Annotated in this window: 32 protein-coding genes and 1 pseudogene; 19 read left to right on the forward strand and 14 right to left on the reverse strand. The window is 36.4% G+C overall.

The annotated features are described in order from the left end of the window. Positions 1-70: 70 nt before the first annotated feature. Positions 71-787, forward strand: a complete 717-nt coding sequence (locus WJM97_RS08455; protein WP_353932599.1) for a hypothetical protein — start codon at positions 71-73, stop codon at positions 785-787. Between the two features lie 50 nt (positions 788-837). Here WJM97_RS08455 and WJM97_RS08460 read toward each other — a convergent pair whose 3' ends face one another. The 3 genes from WJM97_RS08460 to folD form a co-directional block, all read right to left on the reverse strand. Further along, the gene (locus WJM97_RS08460) at positions 838-1,293 is read right to left on the reverse strand and encodes a divergent PAP2 family protein (RefSeq protein WP_353932600.1); all 456 of its coding nucleotides are present in this window, start codon (positions 1,291-1,293) and stop codon (positions 838-840) included. Between the two features lie 208 nt (positions 1,294-1,501). Then, positions 1,502-2,431, reverse strand: a complete 930-nt coding sequence (crtE, locus tag WJM97_RS08465; RefSeq protein WP_353932601.1) for a geranylgeranyl diphosphate synthase CrtE — start codon at positions 2,429-2,431, stop codon at positions 1,502-1,504. Between the two features lie 153 nt (positions 2,432-2,584). Then, positions 2,585-3,457: a bifunctional methylenetetrahydrofolate dehydrogenase/methenyltetrahydrofolate cyclohydrolase FolD gene (gene folD, locus WJM97_RS08470; protein ID WP_353932602.1), complete on the reverse strand. Its 873-nt coding sequence runs from the start codon at positions 3,455-3,457 to the stop codon at positions 2,585-2,587. Positions 3,458-3,645: 188 nt separating this feature from the next. Between folD and WJM97_RS08475 the strand changes: the two genes are divergently transcribed. From WJM97_RS08475 to WJM97_RS08490, 4 genes are all read left to right on the forward strand, one after another. Continuing rightward, a complete protein-coding gene (locus WJM97_RS08475) occupies positions 3,646-4,068 on the forward strand; it encodes a hypothetical protein (protein WP_353932603.1) in 423 nt (140 codons plus the stop codon). 4 nt (positions 4,069-4,072) lie between these two features. Then, positions 4,073-4,504 carry an NUDIX hydrolase gene (locus WJM97_RS08480; RefSeq protein WP_353932604.1) on the forward strand — a complete coding sequence of 144 codons (432 nt, stop codon included), beginning with the start codon at positions 4,073-4,075 and terminating at the stop codon, positions 4,502-4,504. A 24-nt stretch (positions 4,505-4,528) separates the two neighbouring features. Further along, positions 4,529-4,966, forward strand: coding sequence for an NUDIX hydrolase (locus tag WJM97_RS08485; protein ID WP_353932605.1), 438 nt, complete (start codon positions 4,529-4,531; stop codon positions 4,964-4,966). 90 nt (positions 4,967-5,056) lie between these two features. Beyond that, a complete protein-coding gene (locus WJM97_RS08490) occupies positions 5,057-6,154 on the forward strand; it encodes an AI-2E family transporter (RefSeq protein WP_353932606.1) in 1,098 nt (365 codons plus the stop codon). A 148-nt stretch (positions 6,155-6,302) separates the two neighbouring features. Here the strand turns inward: WJM97_RS08490 and WJM97_RS08495 are convergent, their stop codons facing one another. From WJM97_RS08495 to WJM97_RS08530, 8 genes are all read right to left on the reverse strand, one after another. After that, positions 6,303-6,500: a hypothetical protein gene (locus tag WJM97_RS08495; protein ID WP_353932607.1), complete on the reverse strand. Its 198-nt coding sequence runs from the start codon at positions 6,498-6,500 to the stop codon at positions 6,303-6,305. 21 nt (positions 6,501-6,521) lie between these two features. Beyond that, a complete protein-coding gene (locus WJM97_RS08500; RefSeq protein ID WP_096571031.1) occupies positions 6,522-6,767 on the reverse strand; it encodes a type II toxin-antitoxin system MqsA family antitoxin in 246 nt (81 codons plus the stop codon). Positions 6,768-6,846: 79 nt separating this feature from the next. Then, positions 6,847-7,272, reverse strand: a complete 426-nt coding sequence (locus WJM97_RS08505) for a transcriptional regulator (RefSeq protein ID WP_353932608.1) — start codon at positions 7,270-7,272, stop codon at positions 6,847-6,849. Next, on the reverse strand, positions 7,232-7,534 hold the full coding sequence (locus WJM97_RS08510; RefSeq protein ID WP_187040272.1) for a type II toxin-antitoxin system HigB family toxin: 303 nt from the start codon (positions 7,532-7,534) through the stop codon (positions 7,232-7,234). The genes WJM97_RS08505 and WJM97_RS08510 overlap by 41 nt, the downstream gene beginning before the upstream one ends. 4 nt (positions 7,535-7,538) lie before the next feature. Then, a complete protein-coding gene (locus WJM97_RS08515) occupies positions 7,539-7,859 on the reverse strand; it encodes a hypothetical protein (RefSeq protein ID WP_353932609.1) in 321 nt (106 codons plus the stop codon). Beyond that, complete coding sequence (locus tag WJM97_RS08520; RefSeq protein WP_353932610.1) at positions 7,859-8,314, reverse strand: hypothetical protein; 456 nt, start codon at positions 8,312-8,314, stop codon at positions 7,859-7,861. The genes WJM97_RS08515 and WJM97_RS08520 overlap by 1 nt, the downstream gene beginning before the upstream one ends. Beyond that, positions 8,311-8,637: a hypothetical protein gene (locus tag WJM97_RS08525; RefSeq protein WP_353932611.1), complete on the reverse strand. Its 327-nt coding sequence runs from the start codon at positions 8,635-8,637 to the stop codon at positions 8,311-8,313. The genes WJM97_RS08520 and WJM97_RS08525 overlap by 4 nt, the downstream gene beginning before the upstream one ends. Positions 8,638-8,692: 55 nt before the next feature. Then, positions 8,693-8,917: a tetratricopeptide repeat protein gene (locus WJM97_RS08530; RefSeq protein WP_353932612.1), complete on the reverse strand. Its 225-nt coding sequence runs from the start codon at positions 8,915-8,917 to the stop codon at positions 8,693-8,695. An 84-nt stretch (positions 8,918-9,001) separates the two neighbouring features. On the opposite strand from WJM97_RS08530, the gene WJM97_RS08535 reads away from it, so the two are divergent. The 7 genes and pseudogenes from WJM97_RS08535 to WJM97_RS08565 form a co-directional block, all read left to right on the forward strand. Beyond that, positions 9,002-10,300, forward strand: coding sequence for an AAA family ATPase (locus WJM97_RS08535; protein WP_353932613.1), 1,299 nt, complete (start codon positions 9,002-9,004; stop codon positions 10,298-10,300). Then, entirely contained in the window at positions 10,297-10,806 is a 510-nt protein-coding gene (locus tag WJM97_RS08540) for a hypothetical protein (protein WP_353932614.1), read from the forward strand. The genes WJM97_RS08535 and WJM97_RS08540 overlap by 4 nt, the downstream gene beginning before the upstream one ends. A 36-nt stretch (positions 10,807-10,842) precedes the next feature. Then, a complete protein-coding gene (locus tag WJM97_RS08545) occupies positions 10,843-11,019 on the forward strand; it encodes a type II toxin-antitoxin system HicB family antitoxin (protein WP_353932615.1) in 177 nt (58 codons plus the stop codon). A gap of 133 nt (positions 11,020-11,152) precedes the next feature. Further along, positions 11,153-13,798, forward strand: coding sequence for a DNA mismatch repair protein MutS (gene mutS, locus WJM97_RS08550; protein WP_353932616.1), 2,646 nt, complete (start codon positions 11,153-11,155; stop codon positions 13,796-13,798). 45 nt (positions 13,799-13,843) lie between these two features. Further along, positions 13,844-14,170 (forward strand): DUF4258 domain-containing protein, encoded by a 327-nt coding sequence (locus tag WJM97_RS08555; RefSeq protein WP_353932617.1) that lies wholly within the window; start codon positions 13,844-13,846, stop codon positions 14,168-14,170. Then, positions 14,160-14,387 (forward strand): hypothetical protein, encoded by a 228-nt coding sequence (locus WJM97_RS08560; RefSeq protein WP_353932618.1) that lies wholly within the window; start codon positions 14,160-14,162, stop codon positions 14,385-14,387. The genes WJM97_RS08555 and WJM97_RS08560 overlap by 11 nt, the downstream gene beginning before the upstream one ends. A gap of 70 nt (positions 14,388-14,457) precedes the next feature. After that, positions 14,458-14,670: pseudogene (locus WJM97_RS08565) on the forward strand (DNA cytosine methyltransferase); the annotation flags it as partial. Between the two features lie 59 nt (positions 14,671-14,729). On the opposite strand, the gene WJM97_RS08570 reads toward WJM97_RS08565, so the two are convergent. Then, positions 14,730-14,918 carry a YqaE/Pmp3 family membrane protein gene (locus WJM97_RS08570; RefSeq protein ID WP_353932619.1) on the reverse strand — a complete coding sequence of 63 codons (189 nt, stop codon included), beginning with the start codon at positions 14,916-14,918 and terminating at the stop codon, positions 14,730-14,732. A 43-nt stretch (positions 14,919-14,961) separates the two neighbouring features. Continuing rightward, positions 14,962-15,336 carry a phage holin family protein gene (locus WJM97_RS08575; protein ID WP_353932620.1) on the reverse strand — a complete coding sequence of 125 codons (375 nt, stop codon included), beginning with the start codon at positions 15,334-15,336 and terminating at the stop codon, positions 14,962-14,964. 208 nt (positions 15,337-15,544) lie between these two features. Between WJM97_RS08575 and WJM97_RS08580 the strand changes: the two genes are divergently transcribed. From WJM97_RS08580 to WJM97_RS08610, 7 genes are all read left to right on the forward strand, one after another. Next, on the forward strand, positions 15,545-16,831 hold the full coding sequence (locus WJM97_RS08580; protein WP_353932621.1) for an FAD-binding oxidoreductase: 1,287 nt from the start codon (positions 15,545-15,547) through the stop codon (positions 16,829-16,831). A gap of 61 nt (positions 16,832-16,892) precedes the next feature. Then, positions 16,893-18,242 carry a (Fe-S)-binding protein gene (locus WJM97_RS08585; protein ID WP_353932622.1) on the forward strand — a complete coding sequence of 450 codons (1,350 nt, stop codon included), beginning with the start codon at positions 16,893-16,895 and terminating at the stop codon, positions 18,240-18,242. Between the two features lie 178 nt (positions 18,243-18,420). Continuing rightward, the gene (locus tag WJM97_RS08590; protein WP_353932623.1) at positions 18,421-19,641 is read left to right on the forward strand and encodes an acetate kinase; all 1,221 of its coding nucleotides are present in this window, start codon (positions 18,421-18,423) and stop codon (positions 19,639-19,641) included. A gap of 23 nt (positions 19,642-19,664) precedes the next feature. Next, positions 19,665-20,450 (forward strand): hypothetical protein, encoded by a 786-nt coding sequence (locus tag WJM97_RS08595; RefSeq protein WP_353932624.1) that lies wholly within the window; start codon positions 19,665-19,667, stop codon positions 20,448-20,450. A 118-nt stretch (positions 20,451-20,568) separates the two neighbouring features. Continuing rightward, a complete protein-coding gene (locus WJM97_RS08600) occupies positions 20,569-21,351 on the forward strand; it encodes an aminotransferase class IV (protein WP_353932625.1) in 783 nt (260 codons plus the stop codon). Positions 21,352-21,465: 114 nt separating this feature from the next. After that, the gene (gene ftsH3, locus WJM97_RS08605) at positions 21,466-23,307 is read left to right on the forward strand and encodes an ATP-dependent zinc metalloprotease FtsH3 (protein ID WP_353932626.1); all 1,842 of its coding nucleotides are present in this window, start codon (positions 21,466-21,468) and stop codon (positions 23,305-23,307) included. Between the two features lie 156 nt (positions 23,308-23,463). After that, complete coding sequence (locus WJM97_RS08610; protein ID WP_353932627.1) at positions 23,464-24,258, forward strand: hypothetical protein; 795 nt, start codon at positions 23,464-23,466, stop codon at positions 24,256-24,258. A 14-nt stretch (positions 24,259-24,272) separates the two neighbouring features. Here WJM97_RS08610 and WJM97_RS08615 read toward each other — a convergent pair whose 3' ends face one another. Then, entirely contained in the window at positions 24,273-24,728 is a 456-nt protein-coding gene (locus tag WJM97_RS08615; RefSeq protein WP_353932628.1) for a DUF29 domain-containing protein, read from the reverse strand. Positions 24,729-24,782 lie beyond the last annotated feature (54 nt).

Raw genomic sequence — 24,782 nt, forward strand, 5'->3', positions numbered from 1 at the left:
AGCATTTAAGCTTAGTGCTAGATGCTTACAAAATCCCATATAAACAATATATACATATACCAGGTAGCCAATGTTTTTACCAAAAGTAAATTTTTTACCAAGTGCTTTATCATTAATCAAAGCCGCTCTTGCTGTGAGTATTATCCCTATAGTTGCTGGTATTAATCCTGCTTTATCTCAACCGACTATTTCTCCTTGTCAAGCTCCCAGTTCTGGAGAATATTTGTTATTAGTTGTTAGTCCTACCGTGACTAAACAACAACAGTTACGTAGTGCTTTACCATCTGATTTGAAGACTGTTACCTGTAAATATTTTAATGAGACGGTCACAAGGGTAGGTGGTTTTAATAAGGTTGATGATGCTAACCGCTGGGCAAGATACATTAATAATGTTGTTGGTTTGTCTGCTATTATTACAACTCGACCAGCATCAACAACGGTAACACCAGCAGTAGTTCCATCACCAAATACAAGTCCGGCAATAGTTCCATCAGCAGCATTACCAAATCAGAATATCAGTTATAATCCCAGAGTTTTAGGGGAAGGTTTTGCTGTATTAGTAGATTATTTTAATCGTCCAGAATTAGCAGGTAATTTACAAAAAGTTGTAGGTGGTAATGTAGGTCTGGTTTCCTATGGAGAAAGACCTTACTTGTTAGCTGTTTACACTACGAATCAATCAGAAGCCTACAGGACATTGCAAAAACTCAATGAAAGTGGGTTTTTTGCCCTGTTAGCAGATGGTCGAAAAGTAATGTTATTGCGTTCAGTTGTAAGTTACAAGTGATTGGTGATTGGATGACTAATAACTAATGACTAATAACTAATGACTAATGACTAATAAGCGGCTCTAGCTAACCAGGAAATAGTGACACCTAAAACTGAACCAGCGATAACTTGAACTGGTGTGTGTCCTAGTAGTTCTTTTAAACGGTCTTGAAAAAAATCTGGTTTTTCATGAAATAATTCATCAATCATTTGATTGAGTATGCGAGCTTGTTTACCTGCGGCTTGTCGGACTCCGGCGGCATCGTACATAACGATGATGGCAAAAACCGTAGCTAAGGCAAAATCTGGAGATGCCCAACCTAGAGTTTGTCCAACGCCAAATGCTAAAGCTGTGACTAAAGCTGAGTGAGCGCTGGGCATACCTCCGGTAGTGACTAAGACACGCAGATCCACTTTCCGATTTTTGATGACTTCAAAAATGAGTTTTAATCCTTGAGCAACAAAACAAGCCACAAGTGCAACCAACAGCACTCGGTTGTTAAAAATATCTCCTATGTCCTGCATGATATTGTGATTTAGGTGATGGAATATGGGCAGAGTTGTGTGTCGAGTAACAGTTTTATGAGATCAACAGTTAGGAGTTAGTGATCAAAAATGTTTGGTTATGATTTTGTGACTAAATTTTGGACTTGTGATTTTAAGTTTGAGATTTTTCAATTTAAAATCCAAAATCTACAATCCAAAATCTACAATCCAAAATCTACAAATTTCCCTAGTGATTGCGATTGATGATAAAGTGAGCGATCGCCTGTAAAGGAACTGCTTTTTCTCCAAAACTTGCCAGTTCTGCACAAGCTTCATCAACCAGTTGTTTTGCCTTGACCCGTGATTCTTCAATTCCCCACAAACTGGGATAAGTAACTTTTTGGGCTGTCAGGTCTTTACCTGCGGTTTTACCTAGTTGTTCTTGGGTAGAAGTGATATCAAGAATATCATCAATGATTTGGAATGCCAGACCAATATTTTGAGAATAACGAGTTAATTTTTTTACGTCTTCTGGAGATGCACCAGCAATAATGCCCCCACACAGCACACAAGCCTCTAGCAGGGCGGCGGTTTTGTGGTTATGAATAAAATTCAGGGTTTCTAGGGAAGTGTCTGTTTTACCTTCACATTCCAAATCTACGACTTGACCACCAACTAAACCAGCAGCACCTAAAGCTTTACCGAGTCTAGCTATCACTTGTAAGGTTCTGTGCGGGGGGACATTTTCTGGGGTTTGAGTGGCTACAAACTCAAAGGATAAAGCTAATAAACCATCTCCGGCTAAAATAGCGATATCTTCGCCATATACCTTATGATTTGTCAATTTACCGCGACGATAATCATCATTATCCATTGCTGGTAAATCATCATGAATCAAAGACATAGTGTGCATCATTTCCACTGCACAAGCTGTTGGCATTGCCATTTCAATTGTGCCACCAATCATTTCCGAGGTAGCAAGGCAAAGAATGGGACGTATACGCTTACCTCCTGCTAGGAGAGAGTAGCGCATAGCTTCATAAATTTTCTCTGGATAAACCACAGGAATAGATTGATCCAAAGCAGTATCACAAAGCTGTTTTTGTTCTTTGAGATAGGCAGCGAGATTAAACTGGGCTAGTTCTGATGTTTTTTGAAAATTATCCGTTGCTACCATGCTAAATTTCCTAACATTGTTGATTGATGCTGAATGTGTGTGATAATTTTACGTTGATCTAGGTCGGAAATGCTCACTAGATTTTGGATTTTGGATTTGAGTTAGCTTCCATAAACTCCAAATCTACTCAGTTAGCTGATCAATTATCACTGCTTAGTTACTGTTTGTCTGCAAATAACTGAAGACTGTATTTTGCAGTAAAATAGCAACTGTCATTGGACCGATACCACCAGGAACTGGGGTAATATATTCTGCCACATCAGCAATTGTAGTAAAATCAATATCGCCGATTAAACGACTTTTCCCGTTGCTATCGGTAACGCGGTTTATGCCCACATCTACGACAACAGCCCCTGGTTTGACCATTTCCGCAGTAATTAAGCCAGGAATACCTGCGGCGGCGACGAGAATATCAGCATTTTGGGTAATGGTTTTCAGGTCTTGGGTGCGGGAGTGGGCAATTGTGACTGTGGCATTAGCGGCTAATAACATTAACGCCATAGGCTTACCCACTAAAATACTACGTCCTACTACCACTGCCTGTTTTCCCATCAGGGGAATTTTATATTCTTCTAAAAGTCGCATGACTCCGGCGGGGGTACAACTACGTAAACCTGGTTCATCCCTGACCAATCGCCCTAAGTTAACAGGATGGAGTCCATCAGCGTCTTTATCTGGTGCAATTTTATGTAAAAGGGAAATTGCATCTAAATGTTTAGGTAGGGGCAACTGTACCAAAATTCCGTCTACTCGTTCATCTTGATTAAGTTCCTCAATGACTGCTTCTAGTTCACTTTGGCTAGTTTGGGTGGGAAAATGTCTCCCAAAGGAAGCAATACCCACCTTTGCACAGGCTTTTTCTTTATTTTTCACATAAGCGGCTGAGGCTGGGTTATCACCAACCATCAAAACGGCTAAACCTGGAGGGCGGCCAATTTTGGGTTGTGATGCTGTGATTGTATCAGCTAATTCTTGCTGAATTTTGGCAGCTAAAGCTTTACCATCAAGAATTTTTGCAGTTTCCATTATTTTTGTGAATTGTCAGTAATCTTTTACTGCTGACTATATGTATGAATGATCAAGGACTATTTTCTCAGATTAACTGTGTCAACTGAAGGATAAAGAGTAAAAGGATGATCTAAATCCTTTTTTTTCGAGACAAGGTAGATACTATAAATGGGAAAATGAGGAATTTTGTTACCAGGTTTAAATTAATGTCGGAATTTTTTAAGCAGTTTAATTTTATACAACAAATCCAATTTACTGCCTTGCGGTTATTTTACCAAGGGTTAGCTTTTTTTCTGGTGGTAGGACTTTGGAGTTGTGCTAGTAATGAACCTTCTAATTTAAATTTACCAAGTTTGAAAATTGGTGCTAATGTCACTAAAATTCAGGAAATTAAACCACAAGAAGGTAAGCAAACTACGGTTTATATCCAAGGTAAGGTAGAAAAAATTGCTCCTTTAGTTAAGCAGCAAGCCTATCTCATCGCTGATGCAACTGGGAAAATTTGGGTGGTGACTAATCAAACTCATCTCAAAATGGGACAAGATGTAGTAATCAAAGGTAAAGTAAAATACAAAAGTATTCCTTTGGCTGGGCAAGAGTACGGAGAAGTTTACCTAGAAGAAGAGTAAGATTATGAATCATCCCACAGAACAGGTAGCTATCGCTATTCTTTCCCGCAATAATCAATATTTGATGCAATTGCGAGATAATTTCCCCCATATTGCTCATCCTGGTTGTTGGGGTTTATTTGGTGGACATTTAGAAGCGGATGAACCACCAGAAATAGCCCTAGAACGGGAAATTTTGGAGGAAATAGGCTATCAATTACCGTCTTTTACTAAATTTGGTGTTTACTCTAATATGAAGGTTTTACATCATGTTTTTCATGCACCATTGTTAGTAGGTTTAGACAAATTGATGTTAAATGAAGGCTGGGATATGGGATTATTAACGGCAGCAGATATCCTTCAAGGTGCTTGTTATTCTGCCGTTGCTGGAGAAATACGTCCTTTGGGAGATATACACCATGAAATTATGCTGGATTTTATTTCCAAGCATACTTAAAAACATTATCTTTTTTCTGTGATTATGAATAATCAAATACCACAAGTTGCGATTGTTATTCTGCATCTAAATCATCAATATTTGATGCAGTTAAGAGACAATATTCCTCATATTGCTGCTCCTGGTTGTTGGGGTTTGTTTGGTGGACATTTGGAACTAGATGAAACTCCAGAAATAGCACTGGTAAGAGAAGTTAAAGAGGAAATTAATTATAATATTACCTCGTTTGAAAAATTCGGAATTTATAGTGATGAAAAAATTATTCGTCATGTTTTTCAAGCACCGTTGTTAGTAGGGTTAGAAGAATTGATTTTAAATGAAGGTTGGGATATGGGATTTTTAACATTAGCAGATATTCAAGCAGGTAGTTGTTATTCTCCTATTGCTGGAGAAGTTAGACCTTTGGGAATTCCTCATCAAAAAATTATGTTAGATTTTATTAATGACAAGATTTCTGGATAATTAAACGCAGATAAACGCAGATAAACGCGGATATTTTGGCGAGCAATTTAGTGGTTTTTGAATTTAAGAGATTGTTAATAAATCAAGGTTATGGAAATAAGAAATAAATTACCACGTTGGTTAAGTTTGGGTTTGGCTTTTCCTATCATTATTTTAAATGGTTGGTTATTAATTCAGGTTGTTAAATATTTTCAGCCTTTGGTTAGTGTCGTCGCTATAGCTGTTTTATTATCTTTTGTTTTAAGTTATCCAATTCAATTTTTTCATAATCGGGGAATACCGCGTATTTTAGCAATTGTGGGAGTTTTATTAATCGCAGTAGTTATTTTGGGAGCGATAGGTGTAATTTTAATACCTTTGATTTTTCAACAACTGAATGAATTAGTTAATATTCTCCCCGCTTGGATAGATTCTGGGAAGGAACAATTACAGGCTTTTTTAACTTGGGCAGCTACACAACAAGATTTACCAGTAAATGTAGCAGGAATAGCTACTCAATTGTTAGAAAAAATATCTAATCAATTTCAATCTTTTACAGGTAAAATATTGGGGTTGGCTTTTGATACGATTGGGTTTTTATTAAATTTGATTTTAGCTTTGATTTTAACCATCTATTTAATTTTGAATGGTGAAAATTTGTGGGATGGTATTTACCAATGGTTTCCTGTTCACATTGGTAAAAAAGTTAGAGAATTACTCAGAGAAGATTTTCAAAATTATTTTATTGGCCAAATCACTTTAGGTTCTATTTTAGCTGTCTCTGTGACTTTAGCATTTGTGGCGTTACGAATACCTCTAGCTTTATTATTTGGAATTGCGATTGGGTTTTTCTCTCTTTTCCCTTTTGGTACGGGAATAGGTATTGGTATTGTCAGTTTGTTGGTGACTTTAGAGAACTTTTGGGAAGGTGTGGAAGTAGCAGCTATTGCAGTAACACTTGACCAAATTAACGCGAATATTATTGCACCAAGATTGTTAGGAAATTTGACTGGGTTAAATCCGGTTTGGGTGGTAATTTCTTTGTTAATTGGGGCAAAATTGGGTGGTGTTTTGGGTTTGTTGGTAGCGATTCCTATTGCTAGTTTTATTAAGGATATTACTGATAGTTGGAAAGCGGGTGAGTTGAGGAAGGTTGAGGATGTTGATGGGAGTGTGGGTGAAATTAAAGAAGGTTTAGAGGTGAGGTGATGCGCTACACCCGCAAGGAGATAAATTTCCTTGCTAATAGCTCAAGTAGGTTAAAACTTACTATTTTTAAAGGAAATTGAAAATATATAATTAATGTTAAAATCTATAATTTAGGGAAATAGAAATAGTCGGTTTTAACCGACTTCATCTATGAGACAGGGAATTTATTCCCTGGCTGGGAATTACCATGATTGATGGTATCATTTGAATAATTGATTGCTGTTTTTTGACATCTAGGACGATGTGCTTGAGATAAATCTAAATGTTCAATGGTATTTTCATCATTGTCAAATTTAGTATCAAATTCTGCTGCTTGTATATAATTACTAAATTCACCTAACTTCAATTTATCTAATTATTTCACTTATCAGAAAACCTTAGTAGGAATAGATAAATATTCATCAGGTTGTTGATGATTTTGATAGATGTCAAAAAAATACTGTTCAATTTTCTTCAAAATTTTGGCATCATAATAAATCATGCCACAATCAAGACAAATTTGCACCGGAGTATTAGGAACTAATAAATATTGTCCTTGATGGCGATATAAATAATCAATTTGACGTTGTTCATAATGGGGACTTCCGCAAAAGTTACATTTGATTTCACGCATTAGTTTATCCTCTGGTGTTAGGGTTAATAAATTTGGGAGGTTTGGGAATATAAATTGTAAATTGTTTGGATAAACTTGATTAAACATTTCTTAAAAACACAGATGGTTCAACATGAAAGAAATCACTAATTTTCTCGATGTGTTCAATGGTGAGGAGTTGTTTTCCTGCTATCACATCAGACAATATAGTTTCATTTTCAAAAATTGATATTAAATCGGTAGATTGTAAATTCAATTCTGCCATTAATACTTTCAATAATTCTACCCCATAAATATCACGAATGGGATAATTTTGATCCTCATATTCAGATACAACTAATCCCAATAAATGTAGATAATCTCGTTCATCAGGAGTTAAATTTCCTTGGTCTAATAATTCATCAATGATATTTTGAGTTCTGTTTAATTCTTCTTCAGATGTGATTTTTCTGGGTGGGAAAGAGGTAATTAATTCTAAGTAGGTTTTAGGTGTACCAAGGGTCTTGTTTCCAGTTTTGTTTATCATATTCTGCATGGGTAAGGATATGGCGAATATACACTTCTTGATATTGATAGTCTACTAATGCAATTAGTCGGTAATTATTACCACTAATATTAAAAACTGTAAAATTACCAACTAAATCAGCAGATGGAAATACTTGACGTAATTGAACAAAATTTTCCCATTTAGCTTTACTAACAATTTTATACCATGTTTCTAAGTTTGATTCAGCTTTTGGATGTTGTTGAGAAAATTCTTTTATTCTTTTTTTGCTGATAATGTGCATATTATTACTCATCCATTAAATCAGCAATTAGGCGATCATAAATATCTTGCCACAGGGTTAAATGTTGTCGAAAGTTGAGAATGACAGCGATTTTTTGACCTTGACTATCAGTTAAAAACTGAATATTTTCCAGTTCAGGATATTTATTAATGACTGTTTCCCAAAGTGTTTGATGGGGTTGTAAGTCTATAAATACTCCTGTTCTTTGATTTTGTTGGTCTGTTAAAAATTGAATACTTTGTAATTGAGGTAAGTTATTATTTTGATATTTTTGATAATATTTACCTCTGACTCCTGTACTGAAATCATATTCTTCTAGCAACATTAAGCAATTTTCTGATAAACAACATTAATCTTTGATTGAGATGTTTCTGTTTCTTGAGTATCGAATAAATTAGCGTCAACTTCAATATAATCATGGAAAAGATTAACAGGTAACAATTCTGTAACTCCTAAAATATCTACAGAATAACCATCCCTGATAAAAATAGTAATAATTTCTTGACTATCTTGAAATAAAGTAGCTTCTAAATCTATAATTTGTCCTTCTTCTTGCAAAAGTTGTAAAAAATCTGAAGCAGAAATTGTGATATTTTCTTGATTATTTAAAATAGATGTTAAATTATTTCCTAATAATCCTGTTGCATCTATTTCAGTAATCAGCCATTGTAATTCAGTATAAGTTTTAGCTAGATGATCAACAATGATATAAACGCTATTTTCTATTTTTTCTTCTGGTTGAATAACTAGGGTAAAAGCCGATTTTTGGAGGTTACTCATAGAGGTTGTGGTTGTTTACTACGGTTGGGAATACCACCTGTGATATTAGCAATCCAAAGATGTTGATGAGGCGGTGGTAAATGATCCGGGCGGGGTGTACCATTAGGATAGGTAGGACTGGTAAAGTCTATATCTCGCACTGGTTGACCATTAGTATCAAATTCTCTAGCTTGATAAATTCTTTGATGGTAGTGATCCCATCTTAATCTGGAATGGGCTGATTGTGCTAAAGGATCGGCTATAGGTTCACCAAATCTAGGAGGTCTTTGACTTTGATAAACTGGTGTTCCATCCGCATATCTGGAATGGATTTTTTCAGACACTAATTAGAGACTCCTGAAAGTTATGTGTTTTATTATAAATATTGCACATTTTGAGCTAATTTAAACGCCCCAATTGTTTTAATAAATTATTGCGATTATTGATTGCTAATTTAAACCTATGTTTAATACTAATTGCCTTTTCATAACATTTTAGTGCTTCTTCGTATTTTTGTAGTTTTTCTAGGGAAATACCCCGGTTATTCCAAGAATAATGATAGTTACAGCAGTTTCGAGGTTTATGAGGTACAGTAACCGATTGAACTTCAAGTTTTAAAACCACCTTCTAAAATTGGTGTACCTAATTTACTCCAAAATTGCTGTATATTACAATTATTAAATCACTAAAATATATTTGGTGTTAATTATGCTGAAAAAACTGATTCTCGAAAATTGGAAAAGTTTCCGTTATGCTGAACTACCCCTAGATCCTTTAACTGTACTTATTGGAACTAATGCAAGTGGTAAGTCTAATGTGGTGGAAGCTTTGGAATTTTTGCAAAGAATAGCTAATGGTGAAAATATTGAAACTGCTTTAGCAGGAGATAAAACACTTTCTTCTATTCGTGGTGGTGTAGAATTAGCTGCAAGGAAAGGTGAAAATGAGTTTAGTTTAAAGGTGTTAATTGGAGGTGAAGATAATGATTACTTTTATAATATTATCTTAGGAAGTAGTTCAGTTATTTGGATTACAGAAGAATCTATTGCAATAGATAAATTACTCAATCATAACTATCTTACAAAAAGTATTTTTGTTATAAATCCCTTTGATCAAACTTATAGTAGTAAACCTATGTTGCCTAACTACCAAGGACATAATCTTGACATAGGTAAATATTTAGAAGAATTGCCAATTAACAATATTGAAAACCCGATTGAAAACCAAGATAAAAAACAAAAAATAATTTATGAATGGGAAGAACAAACCGAGTTTGGTAATAAAAACTTACAAATAATAATTAATAATTTCATTTTGCCAACACTTCAAAATATCCATATTTTAAATCCTATACCTTCAACAATGCGTGAATATTCCAGACTTTCCGAAAACCTAGAAAGTGACGGTTCAAATATTGCTGGAGTATTAGCAGCATTACCAGATGACAAAAAAGTAGAAGTCGAAAACATCCTATCTGAATATATTAAATATTTACCAGAAGGTGATATTAAAAAAGTATGGGCTGAACCAGTTGGAAGACTGAAAACAGATGCAATGTTGTACTGTCAAGAAGAATGGAAACCAGGAGAAATTACAGAAATTGATGCTAGAAGTATGTCAGATGGAACATTGCGATTTCTTGCAATTCTCACAGCATTATTAACCCGTCCTGAAGGTAGTCAAATTGTTATAGAAGAAATAGATAATGGTTTACATCCTTCCCGTGCAGCATTGTTAGTAAAAATCTTAAAAGAAATTGGCAGTAAACGCAATATTGATATTTTATTAACTACCCATAACCCAGCTTTATTAGATGCTTTTGGTTCAGAAATAGTTCCCTTTGTAGTTGTTGCACATCGAGATTCAGAAACCGGAGAAAGTAAACTTACCTTATTAGAAGATATTGAAAATTTACCGCTTTTACTAGCATCAGGAACTTTAGGAAGATTAGCAACTAAAGGTGCGATTGAAAAAAGTCTTTCTACTAAAAAACAAAGCAGATTATGAAAAAAGTTCTGATTATTGATACTTCAATACTTTGTGTTTATCTAGGTGTTCCTGGTAAAGAAACCTGTGGTGATGATAATGATAAATGGGATAAAAAAAGAGTTGACGCTCGTTTTCTAGAAGAAGAAAAACAAGGAACAGATTTTATATTGCCATTAGCAACAATTATAGAAACTGGCAATCATATTGCACAAGCTAATTCAAAACGATATGAAATTGCTCAAACTTTTGCTGACATTTTGATAAAAGTAGCTGAGGGAATTATCCCCTGGGCTGTTTTCACTACTGAATTAGATGAACTTTGGAGTAAAGAAAAGCTGAAGGAGTTAGCCACAGAATGGCCTATACTAGCATCTCGTAACATTTCTCTAGGTGATGCCACAATTAAAAATGTGGCTCAATTTTATGCTAAAATTGGTTATCCTGTAGAGATTTTTACAGGTGATCGTGAACTGAAAGCTTATGAACTGAAAACGGCACAAACCCGTCGCAGTAGTCGAAAATAATGTCAAATTTAACCAAATCATCTCAACTAAAATTCTATGAAAACTTTTACCGCAATTATTGAAAGAGACGCACAAACAAAACTTTATGTAGGCTATGTTCCAGGTTTTCCAGGAGCGCATTCTCAAGGAGAAACATTAGATGAATTACAGCAAAATTTACGTGAAGTAATGGAAATGCTGCTAGAAGATAAAGAACCCGTATTAAAATCATAATCTTTCTTTTCCTATTTGCGTCTTCGCGTCTTTGCGTGAGAAAAACTTAAAACATTAAAAAATAAAAAAACCTTAAACAACCACCCCACCTCACGCTACCATCAAAAGCACTACCAAAAACTCAGCATCTACCATGACCACACCAGAACCCCAGCAACCAAATACACCCCTCAGCGATACAAAACTGGTAGAAGACCGCAGCAAGCTGAGTAAAATGTATCAGCACTACGTAGAAGTAAAAGATAAATACCCCCATGCGTTGCTGCTATATCGTGTTGGTGACTTCTTTGAAACCTTCTTTCAAGACGCTGTAACCGTATCCAGAGAATTAGAATTAGTCTTAACCAGTAAACATGGTGGTGAAGTTGGTCGGGTAGCAATGACTGGTGTACCTCATCACGCATGGGAACGCTACACAACATTATTGGTAGAGAAAGGTTACGCTGTTGTTATCTGCGATCAAGTTGAAGACTCATCAGAAGCGGTAGGTTTAGTTAAACGGGAAGTAACCCGCATCCTCACACCGGGGACTTTGCTGGAAGAAGGAATGCTGAAAGCTAGTCGCAATAATTACCTAGCTGCTGTGGTAATTGCGGTTAATCATTGGGGTTTAGCCTATGCTGATATATCAACTGGGGAATTTCTCACCTGTCAAGGAAGTGATTTAGAACACCTCACTCAAGAGTTGATGCGATTGCAACCATCGGAGGTTTTGTTTCCCACCAATGCACCAGATTTAGGTAGTTTACTACGACCGGGGGAAACTTCCCCATCTTTGCCTCAGTGTTTACCACCAACTTTTTGTTATAGTTTGCGATCGCAACTGCCCTTTTCCCAAGCAGAAGCTAGAAGTAAAATATTACAGAAATTCAAATTGCGATCGCTAGAAGGTATCGGTTGTGAACATCTCCCCCTCGCTGTTCGTGCTGCTGGTGGACTTTTGGAATATCTGGAAGATACCCAAAAACAAAACCCCGTATCTCTGCAATTGTTACGCACCTATACCTTAACTGATTATTTGATTGTAGATCATCAAACCCGTCGCAACTTAGAAATTACCCAAACCGTGCGGGATGGCACATTTCACGGTTCTTTATTATGGTCTTTAAACCGAACAAGTACCGCAATGGGAAACCGAGCGTTAAGAAGATGGTTGTTACAACCGCTACTTGATATTAGAGGTATTCGAGCAAGACAAGATTCAATTCAAGAATTAATAGACAACACACCTCTACGGCAAGATTTACGGGCATTATTAAGGAAAATCTACGATTTAGAACGGTTAGCAGGTCGGGCAGGTTCTGGTAGGGCAAATGCACGGGATTTAGCCGCTCTAGCTGATTCTATCTGCCTTTTACCGGAATTAGCTTACCTGGCTTCGGCAGCGCGATCGCCTTTTTTAAAAGCCTTGCAAAAAGTCCCCCCTGTACTGGAAGAATTAGCAAAAAAAATACAATTACACATAGTAGAATCACCACCTATGCACCTCAAAGATGGGGGTTTAATTCGTCCTGGTATCAACTCGCTGTTGGATGAAAGAAAAGCTACAGTTGAAGCGGATCAACAATGGATTGCAACTTTAGAAGTTGATGAAAGAACAAGAACCAGTATTCCCAATTTAAAGGTGGGGTTTAATAAAACTTTTGGGTATTACATCAGTATTTCCCGTTCTAAATCTGACCAAGTTCCTGAGAATTACATCCGTAAGCAAACCTTGACGAATGAGGAACGTTACATCACTCCAGAGTTGAAAGAACGAGAAGCGCGGATATTGACGGCGCGAGATGACTTAAATCAGCTAGAATATGAGATTTTTGCCGCTTTACGGGATGATGTCGCTAATCATGCCGATACTATCCGTACTATTTCCCGTGCAGTGGCTGCTGCTGATGTATTATGTGGTTTGGCTGAGTTGGCTGTACATCAGGGTTATTGTCGGCCGGAAATGTTGGAGGGACGGGAGGTTGAGGTTGTTGATGGCCGTCACCCGGTGGTGGAACAGTCTTTACCTGCGGGGTTTTTTGTTCCTAATTCTACTTGGTTAGGTGGGAATAATTACGGAGGAACGAACCACAGAGGAACAGACGACACGGAGGAAGAGGGGAAGAAGAATGTTGTTTCTATCACCTCATCACCCCATCACCCCAACTCCCCATCTTTATATCCTGATTTAGTGATTTTGACGGGCCCTAATGCTAGTGGTAAGAGTTGTTATTTACGGCAGGTGGGTTTAATTCAGTTAATGGCGCAAATTGGAAGTTTTGTACCTGCTAGGTCGGCTAGGTTGGCTGTGTGCGATCGCATTTTTACTCGTGTTGGTGCGGTTGATGATTTGGCTACTGGTCAATCTACTTTTATGGTAGAAATGAATGAAACTGCTAATATTCTTAATCATGCAACTGCTAAATCTTTGATTTTGTTGGATGAAATTGGTAGGGGAACTGCAACTTTTGATGGTTTATCTATTGCTTGGGCTGTGGCAGAATATTTAGCAGTTGAGATTAAAGCTAGAACTATTTTTGCTACTCATTATCATGAGTTAAATGAGTTAGCAAGTATTATTAATAATGTGGCAAATTATCAAGTGACGGTGAAGGAATTACCTGATCAAATTATCTTTTTACATCAAGTTCAACCCGGTGGTGCTGATAAGTCCTATGGGATAGAAGCGGGAAGGTTAGCGGGTTTACCTGGGGTGGTAATTCAAAGAGCAAAACAGGTAATGGGACAAATCGAAAAGCATAGTAAAATTGCTGTGGGGTTAAAGAATTTGGAATAATTAAACTTCTGGGAGTGTTGAATTCTTAAACAAAGAGATAAAATAATGTCAGTTTCTCTTGAAGAAATACAAACGAAATTTTCTCAGGATCAATTCGAGTTTTCTAAACATGGAGTTGATCAGTCTATACTCAAAGGTATTCGAGTCAGGGAAATTAAAGAGGCAATTCAAAACGGAAAAATAATTGAAGATTATCCAAATGATAAGTATGGAGCTAGTTGTCTAATTCATGGTTTTACCCAAAATAGTCGCCCTATTCATGTACAGTGTAGTTATCCGTCGCGTCCATTGATTAAAATTATTACAGTGTACGAGCCTGACTTTCAACGCTGGAGTGATGATTTTACTAGGAGGAAAAGTAATGCAGAATAACAATTTTAACGAACACTTGGTAGAGCAAAGAGTTACTTATTCATTAGAAAAAGATGGTCAGTTTTTTATAGTCGAAAATGTACCCGCTAGAGTCAACATAGAAACGGGTGAGCAATTCTTTTCTCCAGAAACGGTTGAACAGTTACAACAAATTATTTTACATCAACCTCAACCAGCTCGGTTTATGCAAATTCCCGTTTATCAATTTGCTGCTTAAAGATTGTTTGAAAAGTCTAAATTCATATATATCTGGACGAATGAAAGTATTAGCTACACAGGCAAAACTCAATTTACGTCCTTTAACTACCATTGAAAGAAGTTATCTTCAAACCTTCCCTAAAAACTTTATTTTCACAGGTTCAAAAACTGACTTAGAACAAATGATTGGTAATGCAGTAACTGTTAAATTAGCAGAATATGTTGCTAACTGTTTATTAATTTATTTGCAAGAAAAAAATCAACACCAAAAATATGACTTTACTTTGTTAGCAGCTAACTAAACAAAGAAAGTCAATTGTATTAAATATTTAAAAATCAAAGTTGAACATTCAACAACTTTTTAAATACCCTCCTCCCTATTCATTCTTTCCCCATGCTTGGTAATCACCCAAATTGCATGAATACTACCAGGAAGCCAACCTAAAAGAGTCAAGAGAATATTAATCATCAAAGTCCAACCAAAACCAACCGTTAAAAAAACTCCCACAGGAGGTAAAAATAAACCCAGTAACAAGCGTGTTAATTTCATGAGATAAATTCCATAACTTCAAAATTACTAACTAATTGAACATCTATTCATTACTATCTCTTTGCATTTCCATATTCCGTTCTGCAAAGTATTTACTCATGAAAGTATTAGCTAAAGATAGAACAATGGGAGCAAAAATAAACGCCACAATTCCTTCAACTTTAAATCCAGGAACTATCACCGATGCTAACCAAAAACACAAACCATTAATAACTAAAGAAAACCCACCCAAGGTTACCAACGTCAATGGTAAAGACAGAATATTAATAACAGGTTTCACAAAACTATTAATCAAACCAATTATTAAACCTGCAATTAAAGCAGCGGGAAAATTGACCAAATCAACACCAGGGAAAATTATATCTACAATTAATAAACTTAAAGCTGTACCTAATATCGTTAAAAATGTTACCCACATAATTATTCATTACCTCTACAACCATCACCTCTATTCTGACTTCAAATTACAAATTTCAACTATATGTATAGATAGATTTGATAATATATCCATAGACAGATATATCCTCAAATTTTCACACAATTACCCCACTGAGGTATGATATCTTTGCAGATAAATTTACCTATCTGTATATTTTTAAAAAAAATATCAAAATCACAATCAACTAATGAATGCAATTTCTTCTTCTCTTGCATCTATCATTCACACAGAAAATGCTGTTGTCCCCTGGGAAAATCTCGAACCCGCACAACAACAACCCATCCAACTAGCGATGAACCCTAAAAGTAATCCTAGTTGTATTGTTTATCCCCACACCCAAGCAGAATTGAGTGGAGTTATCACTACTGCTGACGCAAATAAATGGTCTATTCTTCCCTGCGGTAATATGAGTAAAATCAATTGGGGTGGTTTAAGTAGAAATATTGATATTGTCGTCAGTACAAAACGTATTAATAAACTCATAGAACACGCTGTTGGGGATTTAACCATCACTGTAGAAGCTGGAATGAAATTTTGCGAAGTTCAAGCAATTTTAGCTAAATCAGGGCAAATATTAGCTATTGACCCGGCTTTTCCCGCTGATGCTACCATTGGTGGTGTTGTCTCTACTGCTGATACAGGTTCTCTCCGTCAACGTTATGGTGGTATTCGTGACCAACTTTTAGGTATAACTTTTATTCGTGCTGATGGAAAAATTGCTAAAGCTGGGGGAAGAGTAGTAAAAAATGTAGCAGGTTACGATTTAATGAAATTGTTTACCGGTGCTTACGGTACATTAGGAATTATCTCTCAACTCACTTTTCGGGTTTATCCCCAACTAGAAACATCTGCAACGGTTTTATTAACAGGTAAAGCTGAAGCTATTTCCCAAGCTGCTACAATTCTCCAAGGTTCTGAGTTAACACCAACTAAAGCAGATTTACTATCAAATCAGTTAGTATCTAATTTAGGTCTAGGTAATGGTAATGGTTTAATTATTCAGTTTCAAAGTATTAATGAAAGTGTGAAGGAACAGTCAAATATAATCTTAACTGTTGGGGAAAAGTTGGGCTTAGAATCAGCAATTTATCAAGATGAAGATGAGACTAATCTATGGCAACAATTACCAGAGAAAATACATTCATCTGTAAATAATTCAGAAATTAGTTGCAAAATAGGAGTATTACCAACTGCTGCTATGGAGGTAATTAATCAGATAAAATTAGGGTTAATTCATCTGAACAGTGGTTTGGGTTTGGTGCGGTTGGAAAATCAAGATCAGGTTTTGGCTTTGCGTCGTTTATGTGAGGCTAATTCTGGTTTTTTAACTATGTTATCTGCACCTGTTGAGGTTAAGGAACGGTTGGATATTTGGGGTTATTCTGGTAATGCTTTACCGATTATGCAGGGAATTAAAAAGCAGTTTGATGGTAATTTGATTTTAAGTCCTGGTCGCTTTTTGGGTGGGATTTAAGGTTTAAGAATAAGGAACCACAGAGTCACAGAAAACACAGAGTTTAAGAGGATAAAATATTATGCAAGTTTCAGATGGTGCTGTTAATAATACTGCTAGTTTGAAGAATTTAAAAGGTTTTGATGTTAGTCATCCTCCTGATCCTAAGTTGATTGATAGTTGTGTTCATTGTGGGTTTTGTCTTTCTACTTGTCCTAGTTATCGAGTATTAGGTAAGGAGATGGATTCACCCAGGGGAAGAATTTATTTGATGGATGCTATTAATGAGGGGGAAATTGCTTTAAATACCGCAACCGTTGAACATTTTGATTCTTGTTTGGGTTGTCTTGCTTGTGTGTCTACTTGTCCTTCTGGTGTGCAGTATGATAAGTTAATTTCAGCAACTCGTCATCAGGTGGAACGAAATTATAATCGCGGTTTTGCAGATAAGTTAATCAGACAATTGATTTTTTCTCTGTTTCCTAATCCTGATGTTTTAAGAATTTTACTTTTACCGCTTTTTGTTTATCAAAAGTTGGGTATTTCTAAATTATTACGCGCTACTGGAGTAATTAATAAAATCTCTCCCCGGTTAGCTGCGATGGAGTCTATTTTACCGGAAATCACTGTTAAGTCTTTTCAGGATAATTTACCGGATGTTATTCCTGCACAGGGTGAAAAAAGATATCGGGTAGGAATGATTTTAGGATGTGTGCAACGTCTGTTTTTCTCTCCTGTAAATGAAGCAACGGTGCGGGTTTTAACTGCTAATGGTTGTGAGGTGGTAATTCCTAAATCTCAAGGTTGTTGTGCTGCACTTCCTGAACATCAAGGACAAACTGAACAAGCTAAAGTTTTAGCACGACAAATGATTGATAGTTTTGCTGATACAAATGTTGATTTTGTGATTATTAATGCTGCTGGTTGTGGTCATACTTTAAAAGAATATGGTCACATTTTAGCTGATGATCCAGAATATGCACAAAAGGCTAAAAATTTTGCCGCAAAGGTAAAAGATGCACAGGAATTTTTAGCTACTGTGGGTTTAACTGCTCAACTTTCACCTTTAGCTGATGCACCTTTAAATTTGGTTTATCAAGATGCTTGTCATTTATTACATGGTCAAAAAATTAGTGTCCAACCCCGTCAACTTTTAAAACAAATTCCAGGGGTAATTTTAAAAGAACCCTTAGATGCTGCTTTATGTTGTGGTAGCGCTGGGGTTTATAATATGTTGCAACCTGAAGTTGCTGAGGAATTAGGTAAACAAAAAGCTCAGAATTTAATTAATACTGGTGCTGCTTTAATTGCTTCTCCTAACCCTGGTTGTAGTTTGCAAATTAGTCAGTATTTACAGGGTAAAAATATGTCGGTAATTCACCCGATGGAATTGTTAGATTATGCTATTCGTGGAGAAAAGTTAAAATTGTAAAAAGTCAGAATTTGATGGTAGGGGTTTAGCATTGCTAAACCCGTAAAACTAAGTGAATTAAAAAATAATGAGAATGTAACTATTTTTTAGCTAAAAATCTTTTTACCCGGTGGCAAAATTTAATTGGCAATTGTAGAATCATGGCATCATCAGACCAGGTTATTTTTCCTATTGTCCTATGAAAATTTTAGTATTAAATGCTGGTTCTAGTAGCCAAAAAGGTTTTCTATATGAAATTTCCAATGAAACTTTACCTACTGAAGCACCCAAACCCCTCTGGGAAGGACGAGTAAACTGGACTCAAGATAGAGGAGTAGCGGAAATTCAGGTAAAAACAGCTACAGGTGCAGTTTTAAAGGAATCTATTTATGGTGACTCCCGCAAAGCTCACGTCGCTTATATGCTTTATACCCTCAGTCGTGGTGCTACTAAGGTAGTTAGTAATTTATCAGAAATTGATGTAGTGGGACACCGGGTTGTACATGGTGGTAAAAAATACCGTAATAGTGTGGTAATTACTAAGGATGTCAAGCAGGAAATATCCCGTCTTTCTACCCTCGCACCAGCACACAATCCAGCAGCTTTAGATGGTGTAGAAGCGATTGAGCAAAGTTTGGGAGATGTTACCCAAGTGGCAGTATTTGATACAGGTTTTCACAATACTTTACCTGATGCTGCTGCTATTTATCCTGGCCCCTATGAATGGGTAGAACAAGGTATTCGTCGCTACGGCTTTCATGGTATCAGCCATCAGTATTGTGCGAATCGTGCAGCGCAAATTCTAGGAAGAGAGTTAAAATCATTACGTTTAATTAATTGTCATTTAGGTAATGGTTGTTCTTTAGCTGCTGTTAAAGATGGTATCAGTATTGATACAACGATGGGATTTACTCCTTTAGATGGTTTAATGATGGGAAGCCGCTGTGGTTCAATTGATCCAGGCATTTTAATTTATCTCATGCGTCAGTCTGATTACTCTGCTGAACGTTTAGATTATGTGTTAAATAAAGCTTCTGGTTTACGGGGAATTTCGGGTGTTTCTAGTGATGTTCCCCAGGTATTGGAAGCTATTGAACAAGGTAACGAGCGTGCTAAACTAGCATGGGATATTTACGTACATCGTCTCCGGGCTGGGATTGGTTCTATGTTGGCTAGTATAGGAGGTTTAGATGTATTAGTATTTACCGCTGGTGTAGGTGAAAAATCGCCGTTATTGCGTCAAGCTGCTTGTGAAGCGTGGGAATTTTTGGGGTTGAAGATAGATCCTGAAAAAAATCAACAAAATTTATTAGATGTAGATATTGCTACAGCTGATTCAAGTGTGAGAGTATTAGTCATAGATACTTTGGAAGATTGGGCGATCGCTCAACAATGTTGGCAATTATTACATAATGAATAAAATATCATTTTGAATTTATGAATATGCTGTTATCTCGTGAATTCTTTATTACTCCTTTATTTGCTTTATGCTGTATTTTAGGGATTAGTTTTAGTCAATACCCTAGACTACAGAAGTTGTTAAGTAGTAAAGATTCTGTATCTATAGAATCTCTCAGAAAAGAACAGCAAAAACACAAATTAAGTCTGGAGTTATTTAAAAATATACCCAGTTTTGGTTTTGATAATCTCGTTGCTGACTGGGTATTTATAGACTTCTTACAATATTTTGGTGATAATGAGGTTAGAGATAGAATTGGTTATGAAATCAGTCCCGATTTTTTTGAGGTTATCCTCAACCGTGATCCGAAATTTTTAGAAGCTTATCTCAATCTTTCTGTTAGCACTTCTTTGTATGCAGGAAGTCCAGAAAAAGCTATTAAAATTATGGATCACAATTTAAAATCTTTATCTGCCAAAGTTCCAGATCGAGCTTATTATATTTGGCGATATAAAGGCACGGATGAGTTATTATTTTTAGGTGACTCCCAAGCCGCAAGAAATTCTTTTCTTAAAGCCGCAGAATGGGCTAGTGAATATAATAATGAAGAAGGTAAAAATATAGTTTATCTTTCCCAAGCTACTGCTAAATTTTTAGCCAATAATCCTGATAGTAAAAATGCTCGTGTTGCTACCTGGACAATGGTTTTACAAAATAAAGTAGATGAAAAAACCCGTGAACGCGCAATTAAAGAAATTGAAAGTTTAGGCGGTAAAGTAGAGATTAATGAACAAGGTGTACCAACTATAAGTTTACCTGAAAAAGATTAAGTAATTCGTAATATTTCCTATGGCTAACGCCACGCTATCGGAAACGCTTCGCGAACTTAATTCAGGAGTCAGGATTTAGAAAAATACAGAACTAATTTGTCTCCCCATCACCCTTTTTATGTATTGGTATTGTGGTAAATTAATAAACTCAAAAAATCTAGAATTAGATATTAATGATCCAGGTTTGTTATATGGGGCTACGGTTTTTACAACTTTAAGAGTTTATAATTGTTCTCTGGATCATTATTTAACAAATTGGGATGCTCACTGTGATCGCTTAAAATGTAGTTTACAAACCTTTGCTTGGACTGAGCCAAATTGGGATTTTGTCCGTCAAGGTGCGGAGATTATTTTACAAAAATATCCAGTTTTGAGAATTACTATTTTTCCTGATGGTAGAGAATGGATACTGGGAAGATTATTACCAGAAAAATTGACCCAAAAGCAAAATTATGGCATCGTTGCAGCTATTTCGCAAACAGAATTTACTCGTTCTCTCCCCAACCATAAAACGGGTAATTATTTGAGTGCTTGGTTAGCAAAGAATCGTGTCAAAGCAGAAGAAGCGATTTTAGTAGATAGTCAGGGAAATTGGTTAGAAACCAGTACAGGGAATTTATGGGGATGGAAAAATGATTGTTGGTGGACACCACCCGTAGAAGTGGGGATATTACCGGGAATTGAGCGATCGCACATTATCAAAAATCTGCAAAAACGCCAAACTACCATCTGTCAAGAACCTTGGACACCACAGCTAGTTAAAGACTTTGTTGCGATCGCCTACACTAACAGCGTGATTGAGATAATTCCTATCCATACCTTACAAACGCCTTCAGGATCGTTAGAATATAATCCTTACCACCCTTGTTTTTTAGAGCTTAAAGGATTATTTCTACCATGACAAGAAAGCCATTTTGGTATATCTTAAAATAAGTTAACATAATTCTCATAAAGCCCTCTCTTATTTTTAGAGAAGTTAAACTAACGAACAAAATATACAGGAGGATTAACCTTAGTGAATAAAAGATGGAGAAATGCAGGGCTGTACGCATTGCTATTTATAGTTTTCATCGCTTTGGGGACTGCGTTTTTTGACAACAGACCTCCCCAAGCAGAAACATGGCGCTATAGCGAATTTATTCAACAAGTTGAACAAGGACGAGTAGAAAGAGTTAGCCTCAGTTCAGATCGTTCCAGCGCCTTAGTCACACCCAAATTTGACCCCAACAAAAAGCGTGTCACCCTAGTTAATGATCCAGAATTAATCAATACTCTCTCAGAGAGAGGTGTTGATATTGCTGTATCACCACAAAATGACGAGGGATTTTTGGTAAAAACACTCAGCAGCTTATTTATACCTGTATTGCTGTTAGTAGGATTATTTTTCCTCCTCCGTCGCGCTGGTAGTGGTCCTGGTAGCCAAGCCATGAACTTTGGTAAATCTAAAGCCAGAGTCCAAATGGAACCCCAAACCCAAGTTACCTTTGGTGATGTTGCAGGTATTGATCAAGCTAAACTGGAATTAAACGAAGTTGTAGACTTTTTGAAAAATGCCGACCGCTTTACCGCCGTTGGTGCAAAAATTCCTAAAGGTGTATTGTTAGTCGGACCTCCTGGTACTGGTAAAACCCTCCTCGCACGTGCAGTAGCTGGGGAAGCTGGTGTACCTTTCTTCAGTATTTCCGGTTCTGAATTTGTAGAGATGTTCGTTGGTGTGGGTGCTTCCCGTGTCCGCGATTTATTTGAACAAGCAAAAACCAACGCTCCCTGTATCGTCTTCATTGATGAAATTGATGCAGTCGGTCGTCAACGGGGTGCTGGTTTAGGTGGTGGTAACGATGAACGGGAACAAACCCTGAACCAGTTGTTAACAGAAATGGATGGTTTTGAAGGTAACACCGGTATCATCATCATTGCTGCTACCAACCGTCCTGATGTTTTAGATGCTGCTTTATTACGTCCTGGTCGTTTTGACCGTCAAGTAGTGGTAGACCGTCCTGACTACGCAGGTCGGAGCGAAATTCTCAAAGTTCACGCAAGAGGTAAAACCTTATCTAAAGATGTGGACTTGGATAAAATCGCGCGTCGGACTCCTGGTTTCACCGGTGCAGATTTATCTAACCTGTTAAACGAAGCTGCAATTTTAGCCGCACGTCGGAATTTAACTGAAATTGCCATGGATGAAATCAATGATGCCATTGACCGGGTGTTAGCAGGGCCTGAGAAGAAAGACCGAGTTATGAGCGAAAAGCGTAAAACCTTGGTTGCATATCACGAAGCAGGTCACGCTTTAGTTGGTGCGTTAATGCCTGACTATGACCCTGTACAGAAAATTAGCATCATTCCCCGTGGTCGTGCTGGTGGTTTGACTTGGTTTACTCCTAGTGAAGACCGCATGGATACAGGTTTATATAGCCGTGCATATCTGGAAAATCAGATGGCTGTGGCTTTGGGTGGTCGTTTAGCTGAAGAAATTATCTTTGGTGAAGAAGAAGTTACTACTGGTGCTTCTAATGATTTGCAGCAGGTAGCGCGGGTTGCTAAACAAATGATTACCCGGTTTGGGATGAGCGATCGCCTGGGGCCTGTAGCTTTGGGTCGTCAGCAAGGTAATATGTTCTTAGGTCGAGATATCATGTCTGAGCGTGATTTCTCTGAAGAAACAGCCGCTGCAATTGATGAGGAAGTCCGTAAATTAGTAGATGTTGCTTACACACGCGCTAAGGAAGTTTTGCTCAACAATAAGCTAATTTTGGATCAAATCGCCCAAATGTTGATTGATAAAGAAACAGTTGATGCCGATGAATTGCAGGAAATTCTTGCGAATAACGATGTCAGAACTGCTGCTTTTGCATAGTAGTTAGTAGTTGGTTTTTAATAGTTTTGTAGATTGGGGTATTTCTGGGTTTTCTGGAAGTACCCCAATTTTTTGATTTCATACTATTTTTCTCTAAACTTGCATAATATGATTGTTTGATTATTTTTTTATTTAATTTTAGCGTGAGAAGAGATCATGATTGAGCAAGAATTGACTTGGGATGAATGGTTAGAAGAGTTAGCAATGGCTTCTGGTGGAGAGATTGATTATTTTTATCTTAGTGAAGACAATGCAAAAATTGAACAACCAGAACTGTACAAGTATTACCAAATGGGATATGACGTTAATGATTTTGTCAGTGAAAGATTAATGAGTTATGAAGGTGGGGATGTAATAATTTGGATAGATCCAGATGAACCTGATGATAATCAATTGGATGCGATATTATCTAATACTGAATTCTATCAGACTTTCTCTGAAGAAATTAAAAGTTTAAGAGTTCTCAATGATATCGTGATTACCGATGATAAAGCTCTAAAAAGTCTCAAAAGACAAATTTATATTGGTACAATAACCTGTCTAGAAACTTACCTATCTGACGCATTTATCAACACGGTTTTATCAAACCAAGAATATCTGAAGTCTTTTTTCTCTACATTCAAAGACTTTAAAAAACAAACAATATCAATGAGTAACTTATTTATAAACATTGATAAAGCCGAAGAAATAGCAAAAGAGGCTATGTCATCGAAGGTATTGTACCATAAATTGGACAAAGTTAACGAGATGTACACAGCGACTCTGAACATTTCATTTCCAAAATTTGGTGAAATTATGAGGTATATAAATACTAGACATGATTTAGTTCATAGAAATGGAAAAACTACAGATGGTAATAAGATTCTGATTGATTGTAAAATCATTGAACAAGTAATCAGCGATATCGAAAATTTTGTAGAAAAAATTGACAAAATGTTACATGAAAAGTAATTTATCTAACTAATTTATGGGATAAAGTCTGCATTGAGAACATCAACTAAAGAAAATGGTGACTCTTCAGGGAATAACTCACAAGAAAGTTGATATTTTCTGAGAGAATCATTTCTAGCATCTGTATAACAATCTAAAAATATGTCATTTAAAACAGATTTTAAGCTGGGACTGTCTGCAAGAGTATAAGCTATTTGTCGTCTTTGCTCAACAACAGTATTCCGCCAACCTCTAGCATTATAATCTTTTTCTTCTGTCCAATATTGCAGTTTTAATAAATGTTCAATTAAAACTATTAAGCGAGTTTTTAGCTCTTTCTTTTCACTCCGTCCCATACTATCAATTTCTTCAATTAAATTCTCAATATCTAATTGTTCGAGTTTTCCTTCTCTCAGAAGTTTGACAGTAGTTTGTATCCATAGATAAAAATCTTGTTCATATAATTGTTTGTTAGTATCAGTGGTCAGCATAAAAATTTCTCCTGACTCTATAGAATCTTGATTACATTATACAGGTAATAAATA

Origin of the sequence: Okeanomitos corallinicola TIOX110, assembly GCF_038050375.1 — a bacterium.
GTDB lineage: Bacteria > Cyanobacteriota > Cyanobacteriia > Cyanobacteriales > Nostocaceae > Okeanomitos > Okeanomitos corallinicola.

Excerpts from the sequence above, each read along its gene's own strand:
- WJM97_RS08455 (WP_353932599.1), top strand. The coding sequence starts at position 71 with ATGTTTTTACCAAAAGTAAATTTTTTACCAAGTGCTTTATCATTAATC.
- WJM97_RS08460 (WP_353932600.1), bottom strand. The coding sequence starts at position 1,293 with ATGCAGGACATAGGAGATATTTTTAACAACCGAGTGCTGTTGGTTGCA.
- crtE (WP_353932601.1), bottom strand. The coding sequence starts at position 2,431 with ATGGTAGCAACGGATAATTTTCAAAAAACATCAGAACTAGCCCAGTTT.
- folD (WP_353932602.1), bottom strand. The coding sequence starts at position 3,457 with ATGGAAACTGCAAAAATTCTTGATGGTAAAGCTTTAGCTGCCAAAATT.
- WJM97_RS08475 (WP_353932603.1), top strand. The coding sequence starts at position 3,646 with ATGTCGGAATTTTTTAAGCAGTTTAATTTTATACAACAAATCCAATTT.
- WJM97_RS08480 (WP_353932604.1), top strand. The coding sequence starts at position 4,073 with ATGAATCATCCCACAGAACAGGTAGCTATCGCTATTCTTTCCCGCAAT.
- WJM97_RS08485 (WP_353932605.1), top strand. The coding sequence starts at position 4,529 with ATGAATAATCAAATACCACAAGTTGCGATTGTTATTCTGCATCTAAAT.
- WJM97_RS08490 (WP_353932606.1), top strand. The coding sequence starts at position 5,057 with ATGGAAATAAGAAATAAATTACCACGTTGGTTAAGTTTGGGTTTGGCT.
- WJM97_RS08500 (WP_096571031.1), bottom strand. The coding sequence starts at position 6,767 with ATGCGTGAAATCAAATGTAACTTTTGCGGAAGTCCCCATTATGAACAA.
- WJM97_RS08505 (WP_353932608.1), bottom strand. The coding sequence starts at position 7,272 with ATGATAAACAAAACTGGAAACAAGACCCTTGGTACACCTAAAACCTAC.
- WJM97_RS08510 (WP_187040272.1), bottom strand. The coding sequence starts at position 7,534 with ATGCACATTATCAGCAAAAAAAGAATAAAAGAATTTTCTCAACAACAT.
- WJM97_RS08515 (WP_353932609.1), bottom strand. The coding sequence starts at position 7,859 with ATGTTGCTAGAAGAATATGATTTCAGTACAGGAGTCAGAGGTAAATAT.
- WJM97_RS08520 (WP_353932610.1), bottom strand. The coding sequence starts at position 8,314 with ATGAGTAACCTCCAAAAATCGGCTTTTACCCTAGTTATTCAACCAGAA.
- WJM97_RS08535 (WP_353932613.1), top strand. The coding sequence starts at position 9,002 with ATGCTGAAAAAACTGATTCTCGAAAATTGGAAAAGTTTCCGTTATGCT.
- WJM97_RS08540 (WP_353932614.1), top strand. The coding sequence starts at position 10,297 with ATGAAAAAAGTTCTGATTATTGATACTTCAATACTTTGTGTTTATCTA.
- WJM97_RS08545 (WP_353932615.1), top strand. The coding sequence starts at position 10,843 with ATGAAAACTTTTACCGCAATTATTGAAAGAGACGCACAAACAAAACTT.
- mutS (WP_353932616.1), top strand. The coding sequence starts at position 11,153 with ATGACCACACCAGAACCCCAGCAACCAAATACACCCCTCAGCGATACA.
- WJM97_RS08555 (WP_353932617.1), top strand. The coding sequence starts at position 13,844 with ATGTCAGTTTCTCTTGAAGAAATACAAACGAAATTTTCTCAGGATCAA.
- WJM97_RS08560 (WP_353932618.1), top strand. The coding sequence starts at position 14,160 with ATGCAGAATAACAATTTTAACGAACACTTGGTAGAGCAAAGAGTTACT.
- WJM97_RS08570 (WP_353932619.1), bottom strand. The coding sequence starts at position 14,918 with ATGAAATTAACACGCTTGTTACTGGGTTTATTTTTACCTCCTGTGGGA.
- WJM97_RS08575 (WP_353932620.1), bottom strand. The coding sequence starts at position 15,336 with ATGTGGGTAACATTTTTAACGATATTAGGTACAGCTTTAAGTTTATTA.
- WJM97_RS08580 (WP_353932621.1), top strand. The coding sequence starts at position 15,545 with ATGAATGCAATTTCTTCTTCTCTTGCATCTATCATTCACACAGAAAAT.
- WJM97_RS08585 (WP_353932622.1), top strand. The coding sequence starts at position 16,893 with ATGCAAGTTTCAGATGGTGCTGTTAATAATACTGCTAGTTTGAAGAAT.
- WJM97_RS08590 (WP_353932623.1), top strand. The coding sequence starts at position 18,421 with ATGAAAATTTTAGTATTAAATGCTGGTTCTAGTAGCCAAAAAGGTTTT.
- WJM97_RS08595 (WP_353932624.1), top strand. The coding sequence starts at position 19,665 with ATGCTGTTATCTCGTGAATTCTTTATTACTCCTTTATTTGCTTTATGC.
- WJM97_RS08600 (WP_353932625.1), top strand. The coding sequence starts at position 20,569 with ATGTATTGGTATTGTGGTAAATTAATAAACTCAAAAAATCTAGAATTA.
- WJM97_RS08610 (WP_353932627.1), top strand. The coding sequence starts at position 23,464 with ATGATTGAGCAAGAATTGACTTGGGATGAATGGTTAGAAGAGTTAGCA.
- WJM97_RS08615 (WP_353932628.1), bottom strand. The coding sequence starts at position 24,728 with ATGCTGACCACTGATACTAACAAACAATTATATGAACAAGATTTTTAT.